The sequence below is a fragment of the Streptomyces sp. BJ20 genome (assembly GCF_022869105.1).
Lineage (GTDB): Bacteria > Actinomycetota > Actinomycetes > Streptomycetales > Streptomycetaceae > Streptomyces > Streptomyces griseoincarnatus.
In genome coordinates this window covers 395,988-419,668 of sequence record NZ_CP094918.1, presented here as the reverse complement: position 1 = coordinate 419,668, position 23,681 = coordinate 395,988, and the positions used below count along the sequence as shown (strand labels likewise).

Sequence of the window (23,681 nt, the reverse complement as noted above, 5' to 3'; positions counted from 1 at the left end):
CGGCCGACCACTTCAGGCAGCGTTCGCCGCCCCGCCGCCTGTCACCTGGTCGTGCCGGCAGTCGCGGCAGCGGCCCGGTTCCGGGGCGCGGAAGACCCGCTCGCAGCCGTCGCACTCCTGGAAGGGGGGCGGGCGGTGGGCGCGGCCCGTGACCGGTGGAGGTTCCGGGGCGGCTGGAAGCGGCGGGGGCAGCAGCTCACGCAGGCGGTAGGCGAGCACCCCCGCCGGGTGCTTCATGACGACGGGCAGGTCGGCGGTCAGGGTGTGGCGCAACGCCACCGGGCCGACGCCCCGTTCGAACCAGTCGACGACGGCCGGGGCCAGCCGGCGCACCTCACGCAGGGACAGCGTGAGGCGCTCGTCGGCGCGGCGCAGGCCGGCGAGCAGCGCGACCGCCTTCTCGTGCAGCGGTGCGGAGCGGGCGGGCTCCTGCGGCGGCATCTCGGGGGCGGCGGAGACGGGGGCCTCAGGTACCGGCGTCTCCGGACGCGTGCGGGGTGTCGGACCGGCCGGGACCACCGGCTCGACGACGGCTTTACCGCCCTCCTGGGGTGTCTCACCGCCCACTGCCTCCACCGCGTGACGGATACGGGCACGGCCCGCTCCCGAACGCCGCTCCACCGCCCGCACGGGCTCCGCGCCAGCGGCGGACACCGCATCCACGGGCGTGTGGTGGGCGTACGTCCGCGTCACCAGCCGTCCGTCCTCCGTGTGCTCACGGACCCGCCGCAGATAGCCGTGCGCCTCCAACTCCCGCAGGGCGAAAGCGATCCGGTCCCGCCCTTCGGGGAAGCGCTCGGCGAGACTGCGGATGTCGACCGGGGTGCTCTCGGGCACCGAGAAGATGTGGGTCGCCAGTCCGATCGCGGTCAGCGACAACTCACGGTGCTGGGCGAGGTGGTTGCCGACGACCACGTACTGCCCGGATAGGCACGTACGTACGTGGGTGACACCGGACGGAGTGGCGGCTCGTCGAACACCCTGAATCGGGCGCGGGGCAGCACTAAGCTTCTGCTCAGCCATGGGGAAGGGCGTACTTCCTCTTTGGTCAGGCCCTCGCCCGGGAGTCCTACGTCCCGGCGGGGGCCGACGTCTGTACGGGGTCAGGGAGGCACCGAGTTGGCCCGGCCCTCTGACCTGAGAGTGCCCGCCCGGACCACCGCCGCGCCAGCCAGTTCGACACGTTTCACCCAGCCGAGTGATCAACACGAGGTTTGGTTGGGTTGGTCGGTATTTACCCTAGGTACTTAGGTCTTTTACGGCCCGCGGCCCCGCCGGCCGGCCCACCGGAGCCCGGCCCTGCCCGGCACGCACGGCCGTGCGTGCCGGGCAGGGCACAGATGTCACCGCGCACACATCCGCCTGTAACAGGCGTGTCCGGGCGCGCCGTCGAGCGGAACGGCGAGCGGGCGGGGCGGCTCTTGTGAGGCGCTACGGCCGCCCTGACGGGCCATCACACACACGCCCACCGACACCGAGGAAGACACCATGCGCGTCAACAAGCTCACCGTCGCCACCCTGGCCGTCGTCGCGGGCCTCTCGCTCACGGCCTGCCAGAACGAGGAGGACATCGCGGCGGACCCCAAGCCCGTCACTTCCTCCGCGGCCACAGGCGGTGACACGGACCAGGGCCAGGAGGGCACGGCCACCGGTACCGGCAGCGACGAGGACGGCAAGGCGGACGACTGCCGTACCGACGAACTGGAGGTCACCGCCTCGGACGTCACCATCGAGGGTGACACCGTGGGCACCGTCGCGGTGGAGTTCACGAACGGCGGCGGCCGTGACTGCACGCTCACCGGTTACGCGGGGGTCGACCTGAAGACGAACGCGGGTTCGCTCTCCGCCGAGCGCACCGGCGAGAAGGCCCCCTCGGTCGTCCTCAAGGACGGCAAGTCGGTGTGGTTCGCCGTCACCTACCCGGTCAACGACTCCGGCGGCTCGGGCGCCCGCGTCACGGGCCTGGTCGTCACCCCGCCGAACGAGACCAAGTCGGTCACCCTCGCCTGGCCGGGCAGCGCCTCCCTCCCCGTCACGGACGGCTCCGGCACCCCGGTGCAGGTCGGCCCGATCGGCAGCGCGGGGCAGGGCGACTGAGCGGCCCGGACGTCGCCCGGGTGACCTGGGCCGCCGCTCCGGTGCTGTCTGTCCGTACCAGCATTCGCGGCGGGCGGCCCGGTTCTGGGGGGTAAGAGGAGCCCCGCTCGCAGCCGTCACATTCCTGGAAGGCGTCCTTGCCTACCCAGCTCCGGCCCTCGGGGCTGCGGCAAGCACCAGACGCCCCAGCTCGCGGACACCGGCGGCCTGGGCGTGTGAGCGGTTCAGCTCTTCCACGATCGCCCGCATGCTGGGGCGGTCCCGGACTTCGGCCGGTGTCACCCGAAAGGCTGCCAGCAGGCTTTGGGCGGTCTCCTCGGGCTTCCCCCACTGCCACCACGCACGGGCCATGTCGGTGTGCAGACGTCCCTTGCGCTCCGCCGTGGTGAACTGCTCGGGGCGGAGCTGCCCGCCCGCCCTGATCGCGGCTCCCGCATCACCGAGCGCCCAGTGGACACCTACTTGGTACAACTGCACGGAGGCAGGTGTGATGGCGAAGAGGCGACCGGTCGGCGGAACGGCGGGCAGATCCCGGGCTGCCCGGGCGGCATCCTCGATCATCGACAACGCCTCGTCGCGGCCTCCCGCACGAGCCGCTGTATAAGACGTGGTGCAGAGCAACTGCGCATAGGCAGCCGCTTGAGCCTGGGTATGGAGACCAGTCGACTCCACGGCAGAAGCTGCCCTGAGGACCAGCCGCTGCGCCGTGTCCGCCTGATTCTGGTGGCGCAGCACAATGGCCAGTTCGCGGGCCGCAGCCGCCGAAACCAGCGGCGACCCCGAGAGGTCGGCGTAGAGACCCGCACGGTCGGCGGCGAGCCGTGCCTGGTCGTACCGCCCGATCTTCACCAGCACCTGCGCCGTCAATGAATAGCAGGCGGACAGACGGGCGTAATCGATGTCCGCACGCTCACGAATACGGGCGTGAGCCGTAGCGAGCAGGTCGGGCAGAGCCTTGAGCAGATCGCCGTACCGGCCGGTGTCGAACACGGCACGCGCACGAGCCAGGCGCACGTCCAGCGGCATCGATGAACCCGAGGGCGTAGGCAGGTCGGCGAGCGCCGATTCCACCCCGAGCAGGAGGGACGTGGGGGCGGCCAACCCGGCCGCTGCGAGCAGCGTTCGGCGTCGCATCGGGTCCTCCTCGATGTGGCGTGGACCGTTCGGCGCAACATTAGTGGCTCGTGGGCCCGTGAGGCCCAGTGCCGCTCCCAGGATGTGCGGCGGTACACCGACCTCACACGCGGCCCGCTGTAACAGACGCAGATCGCTGACGCGGCCGGACTTCTCCAGGCGCGAGACGGTCGACGCCGAGCAGCCGAGCCGGCGACCCAGGTCCGCCTGGCGCCACCCGCGCAGGGCCCGCCCCAGTCGGATCAACCCACCGGGGTCACTCGTCTCCATGAGTGACCGCACCCTGGACGAATTCCACACCGGGTCGATGGTGCGCTGCATCGCGCCTCCCCCATGACAGGAGCAGGACCGTCTGTCCACGGTAGGGGCTTCGCAGCAGCACGCCCAGTGGATGTGCACGTCGTGCACACCGCGTGCGAGGCAAGGGCGTTGTGGACGCTCCCCGCCGACGACGTGGTGCCGTGGTGGTGCGGCCCGCCGACAGGGAGCGGGCACGCGGTACACGGGAGGAGAGCCACGATGGCCACAGCCCTGGAAGTCGGCCGGGGGTCGGCTCCCGCGATGCGGGACCCCAGGATGTACGTCGAGCCGGAGGTCTGGCAGCGGGAGGTACAACTGCTCATGCGTGACCACCCCTTCGACGAGGTCATGGCCGAGCGGTTGTTCGCCGCCGCCGTCTCGTATCTGGTCACGGCGATGGAGAAGTGGGGTCAGGGCCTGGAGATGTGCTGCGGTCGCCTGGTCGACATCGCCGTCCACGTCTTCATCCTGGACACGAAGAACTACCGCGAGTTCTGCGCCCGGCACTTCGGCGGCCGGTTCCTGGAGCACATCCCGGAGATCGAGTTCAAGTACGACGGCTCGGTGGAGCGCACGGCCCACATCATCGCGGAGAACGGCTTCCCGGTGGACTGGAAGCTGTGGGAGCGCGACTTCGCCAAGTGCGGCCCGTGCAGGCCGGGCGAGAACTGCCACTGATCGATCGAGCACGACCTGAGGTCCGGGCGCCCACCACGGGCGCCCGGACCCCCGTTCGTGTCTTCGTGGCGTGTCGCGTGTGGGCCGCGGCTACGGTGCCCGGGCACCGTGCCCGCTCCCCTCAAGGACGCCCATGCTCCGTACGTCACACGATCCCGTCTTCTTCTGGGACCGCTACAAGCCGGACCGTGACGGACCGGCGCCGCCTCCCGAAGTAACGGCTTTCGAGTGGACGCAGTACGAAGGTCACGGGCCGGGGGCCGAACTGCTCGGCCGGCCGCGCACCGCGCTCGAACTGGGGGCGGCCGAGTGCCGGGAGGCGTCCTGGCTGGCGCGCCGTGGGGTACGCGTCACGGCGCTGGACCTCTCCCCGGTCCAGGTCGAGCGGGCACGCAGGTGGTGGAAGGACGTCCCCGCCCTGACGATCGAGGAAGGAGAGGCCTGCTCCTTCCTCCGGGGCGACGACCAGACGTACGACGCCGTCTACTCGATCTGGGGCGCGGTGTGGTTCACCGCCCCGGACGAGCTGTTCCCCCTGGTGGCCAAGCGACTCTCGCCTGGCGGGGTGTTCACCTTCTCGCACGGTGAGACTCCCCAGCACCTCACTGGCCGCCAACCCATGTACGGGAAGGGCCCTGAAGGCAGGGAGATGACTGTGGACCGCTGGTGTCATCCTCCCGAGACGTGGGCCGACATCGCACACAAGCATGGCTTCGTCGACGTCGAGGCACGATGTCTTCCGGCGCCCACCGGCCAAGCATTGGGCACGATCATCGTCGAAGCGCGACTACCTGAACAGGCAGTCGACGCGACTTCCGGTCCACGCGGCTGACGGACACTCCGTCACCGGCCGAATAACAGCTCCGCCCACACCGTCTTGCACGGTACCGGACCGGTCCACACGCTCCAAGGTCCGCCAGTTCGCCGAACCGAAGCAGGCCGTACCCGAATACGCCGGGTTCCGCCCCGCAAACCGCCCCTTCGTGTGGGAGACAGTCGATCACTACGGGGGTCGGTGACCTCGATGTTGAGGGTACTGGGCGCCGTGACGGTGAGACCGATCCACGATGGGGAGTCCCAGATTCTCGCCACTCAGTGCGCTCACGCACACACTGTGCGTACGGGCACTTCGTGCGGCCTGTGCCTGTACGCCAACTGTCCGATTTCTGTCCGCCTTGTCCAGGGTGACCGAGTGCGGACGGTCGGAGTTGGTCCGGGGAAGGGCGTGCGGCGGGAGGACGGCAGGGATGAGCGGATGGGAAGCGTGGCTGGGCGACGAGGAGGCCGGGGCCGTCATGCGCACGGTCGTGCGGCAACTCAAGCTGTGGCGGGAGGCGGCGGGACTCACCCAGGCGGAACTGGGCGCGGCCATCGGCTACGGCGAGGAACTGGTCTCCTCGGTGGAGCGGGGGCGGCGGATTCCTCGCCCTGAGTATCTGGACGCGGCGGACAGGGTTCTGGGCGCCGACGGCAAGATCTCCGCCATGAAACGGGACGTGGCGGAGGCCCGGTACCCGCAAAAAGTGCGGGACGTGAAGCGCCTGGAAACAGAGGCCGTCGAGATCCGCTCCTACAACAACTCCGTGATCGACGGACTGTTGCAGACCGAGGACTACGCACGGGCAGTGTTCGGCTCCCGACGCCCGCAGTTCACGGACGAGGAGCTGGAGCAGCGGGTCGCCGCCCGCCTGGACCGGCAGCAGATCTTCAACGGGCCGGCCACTCGCCCCGTCCTCAGCTTCGTGCTGTGCGAGGCGACGCTGCGCCGCCCGCTCGGGGGCAAGATGGTGATGCGCGCCCAGCTTCAACGGCTCGCACAAGTGGCCCAGTTGCGTAACGTCGACCTACAGGTGCTGCCGCTGGACCGGGAGGAGAACTCGGGCCTCGGCGGCCCCTTCCGTCTGCTCAGGCTCAAGACCGGCAGCGCGGTAGGGCTCAGCGAGGTACAGCTCAGCGCCAACGTGATCACCGACCCTAAAGAGACCGCCGTGCTCGACATGCGGCATGGGATCATCCGGGCGCAGGCTCTCCCACCGCGGGAGTCACTGGCCCTCATCGAGAAAGTGCTGGAGGAGTCATGACCGTCAAGCCCTCCCACGGCAAGCCGACGTGGACGAAGAGCAGTTACAGCTCGGACGACGGCCCCTCCTGCGTCGAAGTAGCCGCCACCCCCGCGAACATCCTCGTCCGCGACTCCAAGACCCCCCATGGCCCCCGCCTCACGCTCACCCCCACCGCCTGGGCGGCCTTCCTCCCTTACGCCGCGCGCACGCGATGACCACCCGGCTCCCGCTGGACGAGCAGCTCGACGTGCTGCGAGCCGCCCTGTCCCGCAACGACACGTTGCTGGAGGTGCTCCGCCGCACGGAGACGCTCGGCCTGCCCGGTTGGTACGTGACCGCCGGCTGTCTCTTCCAGACCGTATGGAACGTCGTCACCGGCCGCCCGCCCGGCGAGGGCATCAAGGACTACGACGTCTTCTACTTCGACGACGGCGACCTGTCCTGGGAGGCCGAGGACAAGGTGATCCGCGCCGCGGCGGACGCCTTCGCGGATCTCCCCGCCGAGGTGGAGGTCCGCAACGAGGCCCGCGTGCACCTCTGGTACGAGGAGAAGTTCGGCGTCCCCTGCGCCCCCTACACCTCCACCGAGGCCGCGATCGACAGCTTCGCCGCGACCACCTGCTGTCTCGGCGTGCGCCTGGAGCCGGGCGACCGGTGGCGCGTCTACGCACCGCACGGGCTCTCCGACGTGTTCGGGCTCGTCGTACGGCCCAACCCCGTCCTCGCGCCCCGCGCCGTGTACGAGGCGAAGACCGCGCGCTGGCGGCGACAGTGGCCGGAGCTGACCGTGCTGGAGTGGCCCACGGCATGAGACGACGGCGGGGCGTGTCCGCAGACACGCCCCGCCGTCAAGAACCGCGGCTCACCTCACGTCGTAGACCGACGCCTCCGCGCCCCCGGCCGCCGCTCGCTCGGGCGGGTGACCGGGTCACCCGCCTCCAGCGCGGCGAGCCGGCGCCGCGCGCCGAAGTCGGCGAGGGCCTCGGCCAGCTTGTGGACCGACGGCTCGGGAGCCATCACGTCCACCCGCAGCCCGTGCTCCTCGGCCGTCTTCGCCGTGGCCGGGCCGATGCACGCGATCACGGTCACGTTGTGCGGCTTGCCGGCGATGCCCACCAGGTTCCGCACCGTCGACGACGAGGTGAACAGCACCGCGTCGAAGCCGCCGCCCTTGATCGCCTCACGGGTCTCCGCCGGAGGCGGCGAGGCACGGACCGTGCGGTACGCCGTGACGTCGTCGACCTCCCAGCCCAGCTCGATGAGCCCCGCCACCAGCGTCTCGGTGGCGATGTCGGCGCGCGGCAGGAAGACACGGTCGATCGGGTCGAAGACCGGGTCGTACGGCGGCCAGTCCTCCAGCAGGCCCGCGGCAGACTGCTCACCGCTCGGCACCAGGTCCGGCTTCACGCCGAAGGCGATCAGCGCGTTCGCGGTCTGCTCGCCCACCGCCGCGACCTTGATCCCGGCGAAGGCGCGGGCGTCGAGCCCGTACTCCTCGAACTTCTCGCGGACCGCCTTGACCGCGTTGACCGAGGTGAACGCGATCCACTCGTAGCGGCCGGTGACCAGGCCCTTGACCGCGCGCTCCATCTGCTGCGGGGTGCGCGGCGGCTCGACCGCGATGGTCGGCACCTCGTGCGGCACGGCCCCGTAGGACCGCAGCTGGTCGGAGAGCGACGCCGCCTGCTCCTTCGTGCGCGGCACGAGCACCTTCCAGCCGAACAGCGGCTTGGACTCGAACCACGCCAGCCGGTCCCGCTGGGCGGCGGCGGAACGGTCACCGACCACGGCTATCACCGGGCGGCCGCCCTCCGGGGAGGGCAGCACCTTCGCCTGCTTCAGCGTCTGCGCGATCGTGCCGAGCGTCGCCGTCCAGGTGCGCTGCCGGGTCGTGGTGCCCGCGACGGTCACCGTCAGCGGGGTGTCGGGCTTACGTCCGGCGGACACCAGTTCGCCCGCGGCGGCGGCCACCGAGTCCAGCGTGGTGGACACGACCACCGTGCCGTCGGAGGCGCCGACCTCCGTCCAGCACCGGTCGGACGCCGTCCGCGCGTCGACGAACCGCACGTCGGTGCCCTGCGCGTCCCGCAGCGGCACACCGGCGTACGCGGGCACGCCGACCGCGGTGGCGACACCGGGCACGACCTCGAACGGCACCCCGGCCGAGGCGCACGCCAGCATCTCCTCGGCGGCGTACGCGTCAAGTCCGGGGTCGCCGGACACCGCACGGACGACCCGCTTGCCGCCGCGCGCGGCCTCCATGACAAGATGTGCGGCATCCCTATTCGCGGGGACACCGGCGGTTGTTGACGCGCCGTCAACGACCGTCAGCTGGGGCGTGCCCGTGCCCGGCGTGGACGACGCAGTCGTGTCCGCGTCCGTGTGCACCTCGGAGACGCCCTGCCTGGCGTGCGTCCGTACGACATCGAGCACGTCGTGCTCGGCGACGAGGACGTCCGCGTTCGCCAGGGCCTCCACGGCGCGCAGGGTCAGCAGTCCCGGATCCCCGGGTCCGGCACCGAGGAAGGTGACGTGCCCTTGTTCCGGAGGGGCGGGAAGAGTGGTGGGGCTCAAAGTGCTCGCTCCCCCATCAGACCGGCCGCGCCCTGCGCGAGCATCTCGGTGGCGAGTTCGCGACCGAGCGCCGTCGCCGCCTCGTGCGTCTCGGGCACGGGACCGGTGGTGGACAGCTGCACCAGCGTGGAACCGTCGGTCGTACCGACGACGCCCCGCAGGCGCATTTCCTTGACAGACTGCCCGTCGGTCAAGAGGTCGGCCAACGCACCCACGGGTGCGCTGCAGCCGGCCTCCAGGGCGGCGAGCAGTGACCGCTCGGCCGTCACGGCGGCCCGCGTGAGCGGGTCGTCGAGCTGGGCGAGCGCGGCGATGAGGTCCGCGTTGTCCGCGGTGGTCTCGACCGCCAGTGCCCCCTGGCCGGGGGCGGGCAGAACCGTGTCGACCGACAGGAAGTCGGTCACCTCGTCGCTGCGGCCGACCCGGTTGAGCCCGGCGGCCGCCAGCACCACCGCGTCCAGGTCGCCCTTGGTGACGTACCCGATGCGGGTGTCGACGTTGCCCCGGATCGGGACCGTCTCGATGTCCAGGCCGTGGGTGCGCGCGTACGCGTTCAGCTGCGCCATGCGGCGCGGCGAACCGGTGCCGATGCGCGCCCCGCGCGGCAGGTCGGTGAGCTTCAGCGCGTCCCGCGCGATGATCACGTCCCGCGGGTCCTCCCGTACCGGGATCGCCGCCACGACCAGCTCGTCGGGCTGCGTGGTCGGCAGGTCCTTGAGGGAGTGCACCGCGAAGTCCACCTCGCCGCGCGCCAGGGCCTCCCGCAGCGCGGCGACGAAAACGCCCGTGCCGCCGATCTGCGCGAGGTGCTCGCGCGACACGTCGCCGTACGTGGTGATCTCGACGAGCTCGACGGGCCGTCCGGTCACCTGGCTCACGGCATCCGCCACCTGCCCGGACTGGGCCATGGCGAGCTTGCTCCGCCTGGTCCCCAGCCTCAGTGCCTTCTCAGTCATCCCGGCCCTCGGTTCTCTGCGTTCTTCTCGGTGCTTTCCTCGGCGCGGGAGACGGAGGCCACCGTCTCGGGGTCGAGGTCGAACAGGGTGCGCAGCGCGTCCGCGTACCCGGTCCCGCCGGGCTCGGCCGCGAGCTGCTTGACCCGGACCGTCGGGGCGTGCAGCAGCTTGTCGACCACCCGTCGCACGGTCTGGGTGATCTCCGCGCGGTGCTTGTCGTCCAGGCCGGGGAGCCGCCCCTCGAGGCGGGCCATCTCTCCGGCCACCACGTCGGCCGCCATGGTCCGCAGGGCGACGACGGTCGGCGTGATGTGCGCCGCCCGCTGTGCCGCCCCGAACGCGGCGACCTCGTCGGAGACGATACGCCGGACCTGGTCCACATCGGCAGCCATCGGAGCGTCCGCGGACGCCTCCGCGAGCGATTCGATGTCGACGAGCCGCACGCCGGGCAGGCGGTGCGCCGCCGCGTCGACGTCCCGCGGCATGGCGAGGTCCAGCAGGAACAGTACGGGCTCGGGGCGCTGCGGCACGTCGACCGCCTCGGGCCGCCGGCGCTCGGGGATACGGCCGATCGCGGACGCGGCCGCGGCGAGCGCGCCGATGACCTCGGCGTCCGCCTCCGGACCGGTGCCGCGCGCGGCGTCCCGGCGGTCGACGGCGGAGCCCGCCGCCCACGCGCCGTGCTGCTCCAGCGTGGCCGCGTCCATCCCGGCGACGGCCGCCTCCCCCATCACGGAGAATCCGGGCCGCACCGTGGACAGGTCCACCGGGCAGCCGTCCTCGGCGGGAGTCTGCGCGGGCGGGGCGCTCTCGCGGGCGTCCTCCTCGGCGACGGCGTCGAGGTCGACGACCGGCGCCGTCCCGACGCGTCCCTCGACGCCCGCGGCCACCATGTCGGCGGTCAGCACCAGGCCGGTCGCGCCCGTGCAGGAGACGACCACATCGGCACGTGTCAGCTCGAACGGCACCGATGTCATCGGGACCGCGCGGGCCGTCACGTCCGTGTCGTCGCCCTCGGTGAGGATCCGCACAAGGCGCTCGGCGCGGTCGGGCGTGCGGTTCGCGACCACGACCTCGGCGACCCCGGTGCGCGCGAGCGTGGCCGCGGACAGCGAGGACATCGATCCGGCGCCTATGACGAGGGCCTTCTTGCCGCGGGCCCACGACTCGACGGGCGTGCCGAGCGCGAGCTGCTCCAGGCCGAAGGTGACCAGGGACTGCCCGGCGCGGTCGATGCCGGTCTCGGAGTGGGCGCGCTTGCCGACCCGCAGCGCCTGCTGGAACAGGTCGTTCAGCAGTCGTCCGGCGGTGTGCGTCTCCTGGGCGCGGGCCAGCGAGTCCTTGATCTGGCCGAGGATCTGCCCCTCGCCCACGACCATCGAGTCCAGTCCGCAGGCCACCGAGAACATGTGGTGGACGGCACGGTCCTCGTAGTGCACATAAAGATAAGGAGTGAGCTCCTCCAGGCCGACCCCGCTGTGCTGGGCGAGCAGCGTCGACAGCTCGGCGACACCGGCGTGGAACTTGTCCACGTCGGCGTACAGCTCGATGCGGTTGCAGGTGGCGAGGACCGCGCCCTCGGAGGCGGGCTCCGCGGCGACCGTGTCCTGCAGCAGCTTGGTCTGCGCCTCCACGCTCAGCGACGCCCGCTCCAGCACGCTGACCGGGGCGCTGCGGTGGCTCAGTCCGACGACGAGGAGGCTCATGCCGGCATCACGGCGGGTACGTCCCCGTCGGGCCCCTGGTCGGTGGCGGAGTCCTCGCGCTTGGCGGCGACGGCGCTGTTGGTGGTGCCCGCGGCCTGCGTGACGTCGGCGGCGGCCTCCTCGCCGGCCTTGCGCTGCTCGTGGAAGGCGAGGATCTGCAGCTCGATGGAGAGGTCCACCTTGCGCACGTCGACGCCGTCCGGGACGGTCAGCACGGTCGGCGCGAAGTTCAGGATGGAGGTGACGCCGGCGGCGACGAGCCGGTCGCAGACCTGCTGGGCGGCGCCGGCCGGGGTGGCGATGACGCCGATGGACACGCCGTTGTCCCGGATGATCGCCTCGAGCTCGTCGGTGTGCTGCACGGGGATGCCGGCGACGGGCTTCCCGGCCATCGCGGGGTCGGCGTCGATCAGCGCGGCGACCCGGAAACCACGGGAGGCGAACCCTCCGTAGTTGGCGAGGGCGGCGCCGAGGTTGCCGATTCCTACGATCACAACCGGCCAGTCCTGGGTGAGGCCGAGTTCACGGGAGATCTGGTACACGAGATACTCGACGTCGTAACCGACGCCCCGGGTGCCGTAGGAGCCCAGGTAGGAGAAGTCCTTGCGCAGCTTCGCGGAGTTGACACCCGCGGCGGCCGCCAGCTCCTCGGAGGAGACCGTGGGCACCGAGCGCTCGGAGAGCGCGGTCAGGGCGCGGAGGTACAGCGGAAGCCGGGCGACGGTGGCCTCGGGAATCCCTCGGCTACGGGTCGCCGGTCGGTGAGTTCGGCCAGTTGCCACGGTGCTCCTGCGGGTAGAGCGGGGCTTCAGGCGGTCATACGTCCCCGGACCGCCCCGTCGAATGCAGGCTATGTCTTTGTGAACGCGTGCACAAAGATTGTGTCCGATTTGCCCGGCCAACGTGACCGGGGTCACGCGCCCCCGGCGCACGCGCGGGGAACCCGCGCGCCCGCACCGCAGCTCCTTGGCTTCTGGGGGCAAAACCGCACACTCTCCTCTGTGAATCCCGCCCCCGAGACCAAGTCACCATCGATCCTAAGCGAATTTCCGCCAGATTGAACTGGCCGGTCAGTCACCCAGGGCCTTGCGGAGACGGTCCTCGTTCACGCGCCAGAAGGTGTGCTGCCGTCCGTCGACGAGCACCACGGGGATCTGCTCCCAGTACTTCTCGTACAACTCCCGGTCCTCGGTGACGTCCTTCCGCTCCCACGGGACCCCGAGCTCGGAGCACACCTTCTCCACCACCACCTGGGCGTCGTCGCACAGATGGCAGCCGGGCTTGCGGATCAGCGTCACGAGCCGGTCCCGCGGGGATCCGGCACGGCGGAAGAGAGGGCTCATACGGGTCATTGTCCCGCCCAGGACAAGGCGGGGACACCGCCCGGGACACGCAGAGTTCACGACGTGGCGACCTCTCGGCACCGGAACGGGCGCACGCACTGGCTATGCTCACGCCATGGCCGCTCTCGGATGGCTCACTCCCCGTAGGCGCTCCGCCACGGCGCGGAGCGTGTTGGCAGGCGAGGCCTCGGCGGAGGCCGCCCGCAAGTCCACCCAGGAAGTTCTCGAACGCGAACCCGAGTTCCCGGTACCCGGTGACGAACGGGCCGCCGCGTTCTTCGACCTGGACAACACCGTCATGCAGGGCGCCGCCCTGTTCCACTTCGGGCGGGGCCTGTACAAGCGGAAGTTCTTCGACACGCGCGAGCTGGCCCGGTTCGCCTGGCAGCAGACGTGGTTCCGGCTGGCCGGCGTCGAGGACCCCGAGCACATGCAGGAGGCGCGCGACTCGGCGCTCTCCATCGTCCAGGGCCACCGCGTCTCCGAGCTGCAGTCCATCGGCGAGGAGATCTACGACGAGTACATGGCGGAGCGGATCTGGCCCGGCACCCGGGCGCTGGCCCAGGCGCACCTCGACGCGGGCCAGCGGGTGTGGCTGGTCACCGCCGCCCCGGTGGAGATCGCCACGGTGATCGCCCGCCGCCTCGGACTGACCGGCGCCCTGGGCACCGTCGCCGAGTCGGTCGACGGCGTGTACACGGGCAAACTCGTGGGCGAACCGCTGCACGGCCCCGCCAAGGCAGAGGCGGTCCGCGCGCTGGCCCTGGCGGAGGGTCTGGACCTCACTCGCTGCGCGGCCTACAGCGACTCGCACAACGACATCCCCATGCTGTCGCTGGTGGGCCACCCCTACGCGATCAACCCGGACTCCAAGCTGCGCAAGCACGCGCGTCAGATGGACTGGCGGCTGCGCGACTACCGCACCGGCCGCAAGGCGGCCAAGGTCGGCATCCCGGCCGCGGCCGGCGTGGGCGCGGTGGCCGGGGGAACGGCCGCCGCCATCGCCCTGCACCGCAAGCGCCGCTGACGCCCCGCGGCCCGGCCCGCGCATGCCCGCTGTGACCGGACAGGGCCGCGACACGCCCAAACCGACTGCCGTACCCCGCAACCGGCCCGAACAGTCCTCTTGGCTGCACACGGCCACAACTCGCCCCGGACTTATCCGGAAATCGAAAGCTTCCGGTCATCAACCGGTCAGCTCCTCATCCCTGAACCTACGTCAATCGGTTACGGAAGCGACCTAATCGGTGATTTGAGCAACTCGGTGTAGCAGGGCCTGTACGAAGCGTTATTCTCCTCAGACGCATTCCGGGACCGCCCCTTCGCCACGACGGGTGAACGGCCCCGCACTGCACGTGATGGAAGCTCTGCCTCTGGGAGTCCCGTGTACCCACACGTCGGGGTTGACGCCTCGGGCCTGGCTACGCTGCGCGCGACAGTCGCGACAGCCCGAGACATGTTGCGCGGAATCGTCCCCCCCGCGCACGCCGTCCCCGCATTCGCCGCCGTCCCCGCCGGCCCGTGCTACGCCCTCGCCGAGGGCACGGCCGCGGTCGGCAGACGAGGACGACCGTCCGGCGCTCCCGCTGCCCGCCGTCCCGCCGCCGACAGCGACAGCGCCCGGATGATGGACCTCGTGGAGCGCGCCCAGGCCGGCGAGGCGGAGGCCTTCGGACGGCTCTACGACCAGTACAGCGACACCGTCTACCGCTACATCTACTACCGGGTCGGCGGCAAGGCGACCGCCGAGGACCTCACCAGCGAGACCTTTCTGCGGGCGCTGCGCCGCATCGGCACCTTCACCTGGCAGGGCCGCGACTTCGGCGCCTGGCTGGTGACCATCGCCCGCAACCTCGTCGCCGACCACTTCAAGTCCAGCCGCTTCCGCCTCGAGGTCACCACCGGGGAGATGCTCGACGCCAACGAGGTCGAGCGCTCCCCCGAGGATTCCGTTCTCGAGTCCCTGTCCAACGCCGCCCTCCTCGAAGCCGTACGTCGGCTCAACCCCCAACAGCAGGAGTGCGTCACGCTCCGATTCCTCCAGGGGCTGTCCGTCGCCGAGACCGCCCGCGTCATGGGCAAGAACGAGGGCGCCATCAAGACCCTCCAGTACCGGGCCGTCCGCACCCTCGCCCGGCTCCTCCCGGACGACGCCCGCTGACCCGGCCCGCCCGTCGGGACGGAGCACAGCGAGCGACACCCAACTCACCCTGAGTGAAACCCGGTTGGATTCCTCAATCGGACTACCGGTGTCCGTAACCCAAGTGCCGCGCCCGTCGTTGTGCGGGATACAGGCTCCCTGTGGTCACCCCCTGACCGGCTCCGCTCACCCGATCGTGTGGCGTCGGCCGGGCATGGGAACCCTCAGACCCCCTGGGGAGTCGACCGTCATGACGAGAGGAGGTGCCGCCAGTGATCGCGAACGTATCGGCGCACCGGCGGGCGAACGCCTTCGCCCAGGCCCTGGAGGAGCAGTCCGACCGGGGCACGGCGGCCGAGCGAACCGAAGGACCGGCACCGGCCGCGGCCGCCGCCGAGACCGAACAGGACCAGCTGCTCACGCTGGCCTCCGGTCTGGGCGCGCTGCCCCGGCCGGAACTCGACCCCGAGGTGAAGGTCGTCCAGCGAGCCCAGCTGGTGGCCGCGTTCGAGGCCATGCTCCAGGAGGGCACCGCCGCAGGCGAGGCGACGGACCGGGCCGTTCCCGGACAGCGCTCGCGCCGCGCCAAGGGCGCCCACCGGGCGACCCCGCTGGGCAGGCTGCGGCCGCGGTCGCGGCTGGCCAAAGGGCTCACCGCGGGCGGACTCACCGTCGGCGTCGCCGCCGGCGCCCTCGGCGGAGTCGCCGCCGCCAGCTCCGACGCCCTCCCCGGCGACTCCCTCTACGGACTCAAGCGCGGCATCGAGGACGTCAAGCTCACGCTCGCCGACGGCGACGACGAGCGCGGCCGGGTCTACCTCGACAACGCCTCCACCCGGCTCAGCGAGGCCCGCCGGCTGATGGAGCGCGACCGCGCCGGCTCCCTCGACCACGAGTCCCTGAACGAGATCCGCCGCGCCCTGTCCGGCATGCGCCACGACGCCTCGGAGGGCCACCGGCTGCTCCGCGAGGCCTACGAGCGCAACCCGGACTCGCTCGGCCCCATGCAGGCGCTCTCCTCCTTCTCCCGCGCCCACCGCGACACCTGGGGCAGTCTGCGCGACCGGCTGCCCGTGCAGCTCGGTGACGTCAGTGAGCAGGTCACGTCGGTGTTCGACGCCATAGACGAGGACGTCGCCCCGCTGCAGTCCCTGCTGCCGCAGCCGCCGAGCGACGGGGCGGACGACGGGAAGCGGCGCGGCGGCTCCGCCCCGGCCTCCGACGCCCCGTCGGAGGCCGAGCCCTCGACGTCCCCCGGCGCCGGACGGGACGGCTCCGGCACGGGCGACGCGAGCGCGGGACCGACCGACTCCGCCGGCGCCGAGCGCGAGAAGGACGGCCTGCTCGGCGGCAACACCGGCGGCCTCCTCGACCCACCCCAGGAGAGCGGCCAGAGCAGTACGCCGCCGCCGACGGGCTCGGCCACCCGGCCTCCCGCCCCCGACGTCACGCTCCCACCTCTCCTACCCGGGCTCCTCCCGGGTCTGGGCATCGACGCGGAGGACCGGGAGTAGCGCTGTGGGCGCCCCTCGGTGAGGGGCGCCCACCGTCCGCGTCAGGGGTCACGAGAACCTCAGAAGAACACCGACCGCCGCTGCACCAAGAGTTTGTACAGCGAGTGCTGGATCTGCTCCCGGACCTGGTCGGTCAGGTTGAACATCAGCATCGGGTCCTCCGCCGCCTCCGGCGGATAGCCGTCCGTGGGGATCGGCTCCCCGAACTGGATCGTCCACTTCGTCGGCAGCGGAATCGCCCCCAGCGGCCCCAGCCACGGGAACGTCGGCGTGAGCGGGAAGTACGGAAAACCCAGCAGCCGCGCCAGCGTCTTCGCGTTGCCGATCATCGGGTAGATCTCCTCCGCCCCGACGATCGAGCACGGCACGATCGGCGCCCCGTGCCGCAGCGCCGTCGACACGAACCCGCCCCGCCCGAACCGCTGAAGCTTGTACCGCTCGGAGAACGGCTTCCCGATGCCTTTGAACCCCTCCGGCATCACCCCGACCAACTCACCCTGCGCCAGCAGCCGTTCGGCGTCCTCCGCGCAGGCCAGCGTGTGCCCCAGCTTCCGCGCCAGCTCGTTCACCACCGGCAGCACGAACACCAGGTCCGCCGCCAGCAGCCGCAGATGACGCCCGGCCGGATGGTGGTCGTGCACGGCGACCTGCATCATCAGCCCGTCCACCGGGACCGTCCCCGAATGGTTGGCGACGATCAGCGCACCGCCCTCGGACGGGATGTTCTCGACGCCCTTCACCTCGACCCGGAAGTACTTCTCGTACATCGGGCGCAGCAGCGACATGAGGACCTGGTCGGTGAGCTCCTCGTCGTAGCCGAAGTCGTCGACGGCGTAGTCCCCGGTGAGCCGGCGGCGCAGGAACGCCAGCCCGCTCGCGATGCGCCGCTCCAGGCCCCCGTCACCGCCCTCACCGTCCGCGGCACGCTCACGCGGCCGTTCGTCCTCACCGGTCACGGGATCATCCTCCCGCGCCGCGGCCGTCCCCGGCAGGGGCTGGACCTCCCCCACCCCGGCGGGCCGTGCCGCACCCTGGCGACGGCCGGCCGCACCACGGCGGCGCGACGCGGCACTCCCGCGGGAGCGGTGGTCGTCGTCGAACGGAATGACCTTGGCGTCCGCCATCGTTGCTCCGCTCCTCAGTCGGCGCCGTGCGCCGGCACATGGCCGCTGCCCGGCACGGGCAGCGCGGCGATCCGGTCGACGGCCCTCGCGACGGTCTCCGGCGGCAGCAGCCCCGGACCGCGGCTGCGCACGAAGTCCGCAAACGTTTCGGCAGTCGAGTACTTGGGGGTGAAACCCAGCGTCTCCCGCATCTGGTCCGTCGCCACCACCCGCCCGTGCGTCAGCAGCCGGATCTGCTCGGGCGAGAAGTCCGACATCCCCAGCGTACGCATCAGGGAGCCCGCCCAGGTGACCGCGGGGAGCAGCAGCGGCACCGTCGGCCGGCCCAGCCGCCGCGAGCACTGCGACAGCAGCAGCACCCCGTCCCCCGCGACGTTGAACGTCCCGCTGTTGAGCGTGCCCCGCCGCGGCTCGTGCGCGCCGATCCGCAGCACGTCGATCACGTCGTCCTCGTGGACGAACTGCAGCCGCGGGTCGTAGCCGAACACCGTCGGCAGCACCGGCAGCGCGAAGTACGACGCGAGCGGGGAGTCCGCGGCCGGGCCCAGGATGTTGGCGAACCGCAGCACGCACACGGCGACGTCCGGACGGCGCCGGGCGAAGCCGCGCACATAGCCCTCGACCTCCACCGTGTCCTTCGCGAAACCGCCGCTGGGCAACGACTTGGGCGGCGTCGACTCGGTGAACACCGCCGGGTCGCGCGACGCCGAACCGTAGACGTTGGTGCTGGACTTCACCACGAGCCGCCGGATGTTCGGCGACTTCTGGCAGGCGCCCAGCAGCTGCATGGTGCCGATGACGTTGGTCTCCTTCAGCGACGCCCGGCCGCCGCCGCCCAGCGGCGTGCCCGTCACGTCGAGATGGACGACCGTGTCGGCGCCCGACTCGGCCAGCACCCGCGCGATGGTGGGCTGCCGGATGTCCGCCTCGACGAAGTCCGCGCCGCCCAGATGGTGCTCGGGCCGCACCGCGTCCACGGCGACCACCCGGTCCACCTCGGGGTCCCGCTGGATCCGCCGCACGAAGCGACCCCCGAGCTGCCGGGCCACCCCGGTCACGAGCACGACCTTCCCCAAGATCAGCGCCTTCCTCTCACCCTGCTGCCGACGGCCAACCTACCGGGTCACCGTCGCCCTGCGATGCCGAGCGGATACGTGAAGTGACAACATCCCCGGAACGTACACCGGCCGTACCAAGGCGGTGGGCGTACCAACGGGCAGTGGCCCCCCACCGAATCGCGGTGGGGGGCCACTGGGACACGCTCTCGCGCTGTCGCTTACTTCTTGTTGCGACGCTGGACGCGCGTGCGCTTGAGCAGCTTGCGGTGCTTCTTCTTGGCCATCCGCTTGCGCCGCTTCTTGATAACAGAGCCCACGACTACCCTCGCTCACTTCTCATCACTCGGTGTTTGGGCGCCATGGGCCCACACGACCTTCGAGGGGTCAGCCTACCCGCCCGAGCGCTGAGGTCGTAATCGAGGTGACCGGGAAGACCCATGAGTGCCCGATACGGGCCCTCCCGGGGTCGCCGTCAGGGCGTTTCCACCCCCACGTAGCTCTCGCGGAGGTACTCGTGTACCGCTTGCTCCGGGACGCGGAAGGACCGCCCCACCCGGATCGCGGGCAGATGACCGCTGTGCACCAGGCGGTACACGGTCATCTTCGACACTCGCATCACCGAGGCGACTTCCGCCACGGTAAGGAACTGAACCTCGTTCAGAGGCCTCTCGCCAGCTGCAGCCATGACACACCTGAACCTTCCGCACTCGACGGCCACCGGCTTCCCCTTCCGGTGACTCTTCGTCGTTGCGTGCTCACTCCCCAATGTAGGGGCGGGTGATGCGAGTGGGGAAGAGGTGCACCCATCGGCGGCCTACTGTGACAGACACGCTCGATTGAGTACGTAGCGGGTCAGCGGCAGGTAGTAATCGGACTGCGCACCGTCGTCAACCGGAACGACCACCGAGACCACCCCCTCGGCCTGCCCCACGAACGGCGCCGGGTCGTTCACATCGGCCGGGCCGACGCTCTCGAACCCCAACTGACCTGCCCCGCAGATCCAGCCGTGGTCCCCGATCACCAGCCCGGGCAGCGGCCCGCCGGCATCCGCGGCGGCCGCCAGCGCCGCCCGAACCGGGAGAGGGGAGTGCGTGTGTGCGCCCGGCTCACCACCGGAGCGCTGCGCGGTCGCGCCCCGGACCAGCCCGACCCCCCGGACGTAGTCGAGCGTGGCCGTGCGTAGACCGAACCGGGTCGTTATGTCGACACAGCGACCCTGCGCCGGGGTGAGGATCTCACATCCCGCCGCCGACAAGGCGTCTGCGAGCACGGCGTAGAAACCGAGCAGCCGATGCGGGTGCCCGGTGCCCAGCAGCACCGGAACACGGCGCCGCGCGGCCTCCGCCAGCCGACCCGCACAGGCGTCCAGGGCGGTCAGCGTACGCTCCGGATCGATGATCTCGGGGCCGGACCTCCGCCCCGGGTCCGCCGTCACCCCGCACCGGTCCGCCATCAGCGCGAGCACCTCCCGCTCGCCCCACGCCCCGACCGGGTCGAGCCCGATCAGCACCCGCGGGTCCCGGGCGGCGAACAGCCGGTAGCTGCGCAGGCTCTCCTCCCGGGTGGTGCCCACCACCCCGGCGAGCCCGGCCGTCAGAAGATGCGCGCGGAGGCGGTCGGCGGTCACCACACAGGCGATGGTGCGCCACCCGGCCACGCCGCGGGACGGAACGCGGTCCACGCCCCACGGTCGGCGTAACAGGCGGCCGTCAGGGCAGCAGGCCCCGCAGCGGGAACACCGCCCGCCGGGTCGCCAGGATCGCCTGGTCCAGCCGGTCCGCCGGGTCGTACCCCTCGTCCCACGCGGCCCACGGCACCGGCCACCGGCCGTCCGTCATCCGGTGCGGAGCCGGCTGCCGGGTCCGCGCGTACACCTGGTGCCGCCACTCGTCGGGCACGAGCGTCGTCGGCTCCACGGGCCGCCCCGCCGCGATGGCCACCAGGTGCGACCAGGACCTCGGCACGACCTCGACCACCGCGTAGCCACCGCCGCCCAGGGCCACCCAGCGTCCGTCGGCGTGCTCGTGCGCCAGGTCGTGACAGGCCACCTGCACCGCCCGCTGCGCGTCAAGCGACACCGCCAGGTGCGCCAGCGGGTCCTCGAAGTGCGTGTCGGCCCCGTGCTGCGTCACCAGCACCTGCGGCCGGAAGTCCGCGATCAGCTCCGGCACCACCGCGTGGAACGCCCGCAGCCATCCCGCGTCCCCGGTGCCCGCCGGCAGCGCCACGTTCACCGCGCTGCCCTCGGCGCTCGACGCGCCGGTCTCCTCGGGCCACCCGGTCTGCGGGAACAGCGTCCGGGGGTGCTCGTGCAGCGAGATCGTCAGCACCCGCGGGTCCTCCCAGAACGCCGCCTGCACCCCGTCCCCGTGGTGCACGTCGACGTCGATGTACGCCACCCGCTCCGCACCCAGCTCCAGCAGGCGCGCGATCGCCAGCGCGGCGTCGTTGTACACGCAGAACCCGGACGCGGCGCCCGGCATCGCGTGGTGCAGCCCGCCCGCGAAGTTCACCGCGTGCAGCGCCTCACCGCGCCACACCGCCTCGGCCGCGCCCACCGACTGCCCCGCGATCAGCGCCGACGCCTCGTGCATCCCCGCGAACGCCGGATCGTCGACGGTCCCCAGCCCGTACGACTGGTCCGCCGACCCGGGATCGGCCGACGCGGCACGCACCGCGTCGATGTAGTCCTCCCGGTGCACGAGCCGCAGCGTCGACTCCCCCGCCGCCTTCGCCGCGACCACGTTCACGTCACGGTCCAGGCCGAGGGCGGTGACCAGGCTGCGGGTCAGCGCCAGCCGGACCGGGTCCATCGGGTGGTCCCGGCCGAAGTCATAACCCGTTACTGCTTCGTCCCACATCAGCTGTGCGCGGCCGCTCATGCCCGCCACCGTATCGGTCGGCCCCCGGCGCGAACGAACGGGCGTGCACGAGCGTCACCAGTACCAACACCATCGGCACCAGCATCGCCCCGCGGTAGCTCCAGGCGTCCCCCAGCGCCCCCACCAGCGGCGAACCGACCAGGAAGCCCACGTAGTTGAAGACGTTCAGCCGCGCCACGGCCGCGTCCGACGCCCCCGGCCGACCCGTCTCGTACGCCCGCCGCCCCGCCGCGGCGAACGTCTGCGGCACCAGGACGCACAGCCCGAGCCCCAGCAGCGTGAACCCGAGCATCCCCACCCACGCGCCCGGCGCCGCGGCCACCACGGCGAACCCGGCCGCCGCCACCAGCGCCCCCGCCCGCACCACCGCCACGGCCCCGAGCCGCCGCACCCCGATGTCCCCGACGGTCCGCCCCAGCAGCGTGGTGACCATGTAGACGTTGTAGGGCACGGTCGCCATCTGCTCGGAGCTGCCCAGCACGTCCTGGAGGTACTTCGCGCTCCAGTTGGAGACCGTCGAGTCCCCGATGTACGCCACCGTCATCACCAGGCACAGCGGCAGCAGCCACTTCAGCCCACCGCCCGCCCCAGCCGCTGCGCCCTTCTCCTCCGGCGCCTGGGCCTCACCGTCGACGTACCACCGGCTGCCCACGAGCGCGGCCGGCAGCAGCACCAGCACCACCGGCAGGTACGACACCCACAGCGCCAGCCCGTAGTGCGCCCCCACCCAGGCGAGCGACGCCCCGACGATCCCGCCCAGGCTGTACGCCGCGTGGAAGCTCAGCATGATGCTCCGCCCGTACGCCCGCTGGAGACTCACCCCGAGCATGTTCATCGAGGCGTCCAGCGCGCCCACGGCCAGCCCGAACGCCGCCAGCGCCAAGGCCAGCACGGCCATCTGCCGCCCCGCCCCGACGGCCAGCAGCGCCAGCAGCACGACCGGCTGGGACCACCGCAGCACCCGGCTCGGCGGCACCCGCCGCACCAGCCGCTCCGTGGAGACACTGCCGATGCCGGCCAGGATCGGCACGGCGGCGAGGAAGACGGGCAGCATCCCGTCCGAGACCCCGTACCGGTTCTGGATGCCCGGGATGCGCGTCACGAGCAGAGCGAAGGCGACACCCTGCACCAGGAAACTGAACGCCAGCGAGGTCCTGCCGCGCCGCAGCACATCAGTCATGGCGGCGAGCGTAGGGCTCGGGGGTACCGGTGGGTAGATCCGGTCAAAGATGAATCGTGCTCAGTTCTCGGCGCGGTCGCCGCCCGTCAGCAGGGGCAGCAACTCCCGCATGTCCCCGAAGGGTCCGGTGACGCCGGTCAGCTTCTCGGCAGGCGTCATCGCGGTGAACCCGTAGACGTCCATACCGGCCGCGACGGCCGCCTGGACGCCGAGCGGACTGTCCTCGACGACCACGCACCGGTCGGGAGCGGTACCCATCCGCTCTGCCGCGTGCAGGAACAGGTCGGGGGCGGGCTTCCCCCGGCCGACGTCCTGCGAGCTGAAGATCCGCGAGTCGTCGAAGAACCGGTCCAGCCCGGTCGCCCGGTGGCCCACCCGGATCCGCTCATGGCTACCCGAGGACGCCACGCAGTACGGCACCCCGTCCGCCGTCAGCTTCTCCAGCACGTCGGCGACCCCGGGCACGGGCTTCAACTCCTGTTCGAACGCGGCGAAGACGCGGGCGTGGAACACGTCGTCGAAATCGGCCGGCAGCCGGTGCCCTGTCCGCTCCTCGATCAAGTCGTGCACCCGGTGCATGGCCGACCCCATGTAGTCGCGGATGGAGTCCTCGTAGGTGGTGGGATGCCCGAGCTCGGTGAGATAGGCGGCGAGGTGTCGGTTGGAGAGGGGCTCGCTGTCGACGAGGACGCCGTCGTTGTCGAAAATCACCAGGTCATAGCGCATGGACCTGACCCTAAACGCAGAAAGCCCCCGTGCCGAATGGCACGGGGGCTCTCATACAAGAATTGTTCGGCGGCGTCCTACTCTCCCACAGGGTCCCCCCTGCAGTACCATCGGCGCTGTAAGGCTTAGCTTCCGGGTTCGGAATGTAACCGGGCGTTTCCCCTACGCTATGACCACCGAAACACTATGAAACTGACAACCACCGG

24 protein-coding genes and 1 rRNA gene are annotated in these 23,681 nt (G+C 71.4%); 9 read left to right on the top strand and 16 right to left on the bottom strand.

Translation table 11 applies throughout. The features are described from left to right. Positions 1-12 precede the first annotated feature (12 nt). A complete protein-coding gene (locus tag MTR79_RS02005) occupies positions 13-915 on the bottom strand; it encodes a helix-turn-helix domain-containing protein (RefSeq protein ID WP_244788918.1) in 903 nt (300 codons plus the stop codon). Between the two features lie 573 nt (positions 916-1,488). On the opposite strand from MTR79_RS02005, the gene MTR79_RS02000 reads away from it, so the two are divergent. Next, positions 1,489-2,097 (top strand): DUF4232 domain-containing protein, encoded by a 609-nt coding sequence (locus MTR79_RS02000; RefSeq protein ID WP_244788916.1) that lies wholly within the window; start codon positions 1,489-1,491, stop codon positions 2,095-2,097. Positions 2,098-2,238: 141 nt separating this feature from the next. Here the strand turns inward: MTR79_RS02000 and MTR79_RS01995 are convergent, their stop codons facing one another. Next, positions 2,239-3,552 carry a helix-turn-helix transcriptional regulator gene (locus tag MTR79_RS01995; RefSeq protein ID WP_244788914.1) on the bottom strand — a complete coding sequence of 438 codons (1,314 nt, stop codon included), beginning with the start codon at positions 3,550-3,552 and terminating at the stop codon, positions 2,239-2,241. A gap of 198 nt (positions 3,553-3,750) precedes the next feature. Here MTR79_RS01995 and MTR79_RS01990 point away from each other — a divergent pair, with 198 nt between their 5' ends. From MTR79_RS01990 to MTR79_RS01970, 5 genes are all read left to right on the top strand, one after another. Next, complete coding sequence (locus MTR79_RS01990; RefSeq protein ID WP_086701586.1) at positions 3,751-4,209, top strand: hypothetical protein; 459 nt, start codon at positions 3,751-3,753, stop codon at positions 4,207-4,209. A 133-nt stretch (positions 4,210-4,342) separates the two neighbouring features. After that, positions 4,343-5,041 carry a class I SAM-dependent methyltransferase gene (locus tag MTR79_RS01985; RefSeq protein ID WP_086701584.1) on the top strand — a complete coding sequence of 233 codons (699 nt, stop codon included), beginning with the start codon at positions 4,343-4,345 and terminating at the stop codon, positions 5,039-5,041. A 415-nt stretch (positions 5,042-5,456) separates the two neighbouring features. Next, positions 5,457-6,290, top strand: coding sequence for a helix-turn-helix transcriptional regulator (locus MTR79_RS01980; protein ID WP_086701583.1), 834 nt, complete (start codon positions 5,457-5,459; stop codon positions 6,288-6,290). Continuing rightward, positions 6,287-6,487 (top strand): DUF397 domain-containing protein, encoded by a 201-nt coding sequence (locus MTR79_RS01975; protein WP_244788912.1) that lies wholly within the window; start codon positions 6,287-6,289, stop codon positions 6,485-6,487. The genes MTR79_RS01980 and MTR79_RS01975 overlap by 4 nt, the downstream gene beginning before the upstream one ends. After that, positions 6,484-7,083: a nucleotidyltransferase family protein gene (locus MTR79_RS01970; RefSeq protein ID WP_244788910.1), complete on the top strand. Its 600-nt coding sequence runs from the start codon at positions 6,484-6,486 to the stop codon at positions 7,081-7,083. Before MTR79_RS01975 ends, MTR79_RS01970 begins: the two co-directional genes overlap by 4 nt. A gap of 56 nt (positions 7,084-7,139) precedes the next feature. On the opposite strand, the gene MTR79_RS01965 is transcribed toward MTR79_RS01970, so the two are convergent. The 5 genes from MTR79_RS01965 to MTR79_RS01945 form a co-directional block, all read right to left on the bottom strand. Further along, on the bottom strand, positions 7,140-8,846 hold the full coding sequence (locus tag MTR79_RS01965; RefSeq protein WP_189365559.1) for a bifunctional uroporphyrinogen-III C-methyltransferase/uroporphyrinogen-III synthase: 1,707 nt from the start codon (positions 8,844-8,846) through the stop codon (positions 7,140-7,142). Continuing rightward, entirely contained in the window at positions 8,843-9,802 is a 960-nt protein-coding gene (gene hemC / locus MTR79_RS01960; protein ID WP_086701576.1) for a hydroxymethylbilane synthase, read from the bottom strand. Before hemC ends, MTR79_RS01965 begins: the two co-directional genes overlap by 4 nt. Beyond that, positions 9,799-11,508, bottom strand: a complete 1,710-nt coding sequence (locus tag MTR79_RS01955; protein ID WP_244788908.1) for a glutamyl-tRNA reductase — start codon at positions 11,506-11,508, stop codon at positions 9,799-9,801. Before MTR79_RS01955 ends, hemC begins: the two co-directional genes overlap by 4 nt. Then, the gene (locus MTR79_RS01950; protein WP_086701573.1) at positions 11,505-12,290 is read right to left on the bottom strand and encodes a redox-sensing transcriptional repressor Rex; all 786 of its coding nucleotides are present in this window, start codon (positions 12,288-12,290) and stop codon (positions 11,505-11,507) included. Before MTR79_RS01950 ends, MTR79_RS01955 begins: the two co-directional genes overlap by 4 nt. Positions 12,291-12,578: 288 nt before the next feature. Next, positions 12,579-12,851 (bottom strand): glutaredoxin family protein, encoded by a 273-nt coding sequence (locus MTR79_RS01945; RefSeq protein ID WP_244788906.1) that lies wholly within the window; start codon positions 12,849-12,851, stop codon positions 12,579-12,581. A 115-nt stretch (positions 12,852-12,966) separates the two neighbouring features. Between MTR79_RS01945 and MTR79_RS01940 the strand changes: the two genes are divergently transcribed. From MTR79_RS01940 to MTR79_RS01930, 3 genes are all read left to right on the top strand, one after another. Further along, complete coding sequence (locus MTR79_RS01940) at positions 12,967-13,878, top strand: HAD-IB family hydrolase (RefSeq protein WP_086701571.1); 912 nt, start codon at positions 12,967-12,969, stop codon at positions 13,876-13,878. Positions 13,879-14,235: 357 nt separating this feature from the next. Further along, positions 14,236-15,012, top strand: a complete 777-nt coding sequence (locus MTR79_RS01935) for an ECF subfamily RNA polymerase sigma factor, BldN family (protein WP_078492972.1) — start codon at positions 14,236-14,238, stop codon at positions 15,010-15,012. 251 nt (positions 15,013-15,263) lie between these two features. Continuing rightward, complete coding sequence (locus MTR79_RS01930) at positions 15,264-16,505, top strand: DUF5667 domain-containing protein (protein ID WP_244788904.1); 1,242 nt, start codon at positions 15,264-15,266, stop codon at positions 16,503-16,505. Positions 16,506-16,564: 59 nt separating this feature from the next. Here MTR79_RS01930 and MTR79_RS01925 read toward each other — a convergent pair whose 3' ends face one another. The 9 genes from MTR79_RS01925 to rrf all read right to left on the bottom strand — a co-directional run bounded on the left by MTR79_RS01925 (position 16,565) and on the right by rrf (position 23,656). After that, complete coding sequence (locus MTR79_RS01925; protein ID WP_102641003.1) at positions 16,565-17,629, bottom strand: lysophospholipid acyltransferase family protein; 1,065 nt, start codon at positions 17,627-17,629, stop codon at positions 16,565-16,567. Between the two features lie 14 nt (positions 17,630-17,643). Then, positions 17,644-18,705, bottom strand: coding sequence for an NAD-dependent epimerase/dehydratase family protein (locus MTR79_RS01920; RefSeq protein ID WP_086701566.1), 1,062 nt, complete (start codon positions 18,703-18,705; stop codon positions 17,644-17,646). A gap of 200 nt (positions 18,706-18,905) precedes the next feature. Further along, positions 18,906-19,004, bottom strand: a complete 99-nt coding sequence (locus MTR79_RS01915; protein ID WP_003948845.1) for an AURKAIP1/COX24 domain-containing protein — start codon at positions 19,002-19,004, stop codon at positions 18,906-18,908. 155 nt (positions 19,005-19,159) lie between these two features. Beyond that, a complete protein-coding gene (locus tag MTR79_RS01910) occupies positions 19,160-19,372 on the bottom strand; it encodes a helix-turn-helix domain-containing protein (RefSeq protein ID WP_189365561.1) in 213 nt (70 codons plus the stop codon). 129 nt (positions 19,373-19,501) lie between these two features. After that, positions 19,502-20,317, bottom strand: a complete 816-nt coding sequence (locus MTR79_RS01905; RefSeq protein ID WP_086701589.1) for a phosphatase — start codon at positions 20,315-20,317, stop codon at positions 19,502-19,504. A 79-nt stretch (positions 20,318-20,396) separates the two neighbouring features. Continuing rightward, positions 20,397-21,569: an acetoin utilization protein AcuC gene (locus MTR79_RS01900; protein WP_086701564.1), complete on the bottom strand. Its 1,173-nt coding sequence runs from the start codon at positions 21,567-21,569 to the stop codon at positions 20,397-20,399. Then, positions 21,520-22,749 (bottom strand): MFS transporter, encoded by a 1,230-nt coding sequence (locus tag MTR79_RS01895; protein ID WP_244788902.1) that lies wholly within the window; start codon positions 22,747-22,749, stop codon positions 21,520-21,522. The genes MTR79_RS01900 and MTR79_RS01895 overlap by 50 nt, the downstream gene beginning before the upstream one ends. A gap of 60 nt (positions 22,750-22,809) precedes the next feature. Next, positions 22,810-23,475 (bottom strand): HAD family hydrolase, encoded by a 666-nt coding sequence (locus tag MTR79_RS01890; protein WP_189365564.1) that lies wholly within the window; start codon positions 23,473-23,475, stop codon positions 22,810-22,812. A 64-nt stretch (positions 23,476-23,539) separates the two neighbouring features. Further along, positions 23,540-23,656, bottom strand: a 5S ribosomal RNA gene (rrf, locus tag MTR79_RS01885). Positions 23,657-23,681: the final 25 nt, after the last annotated feature.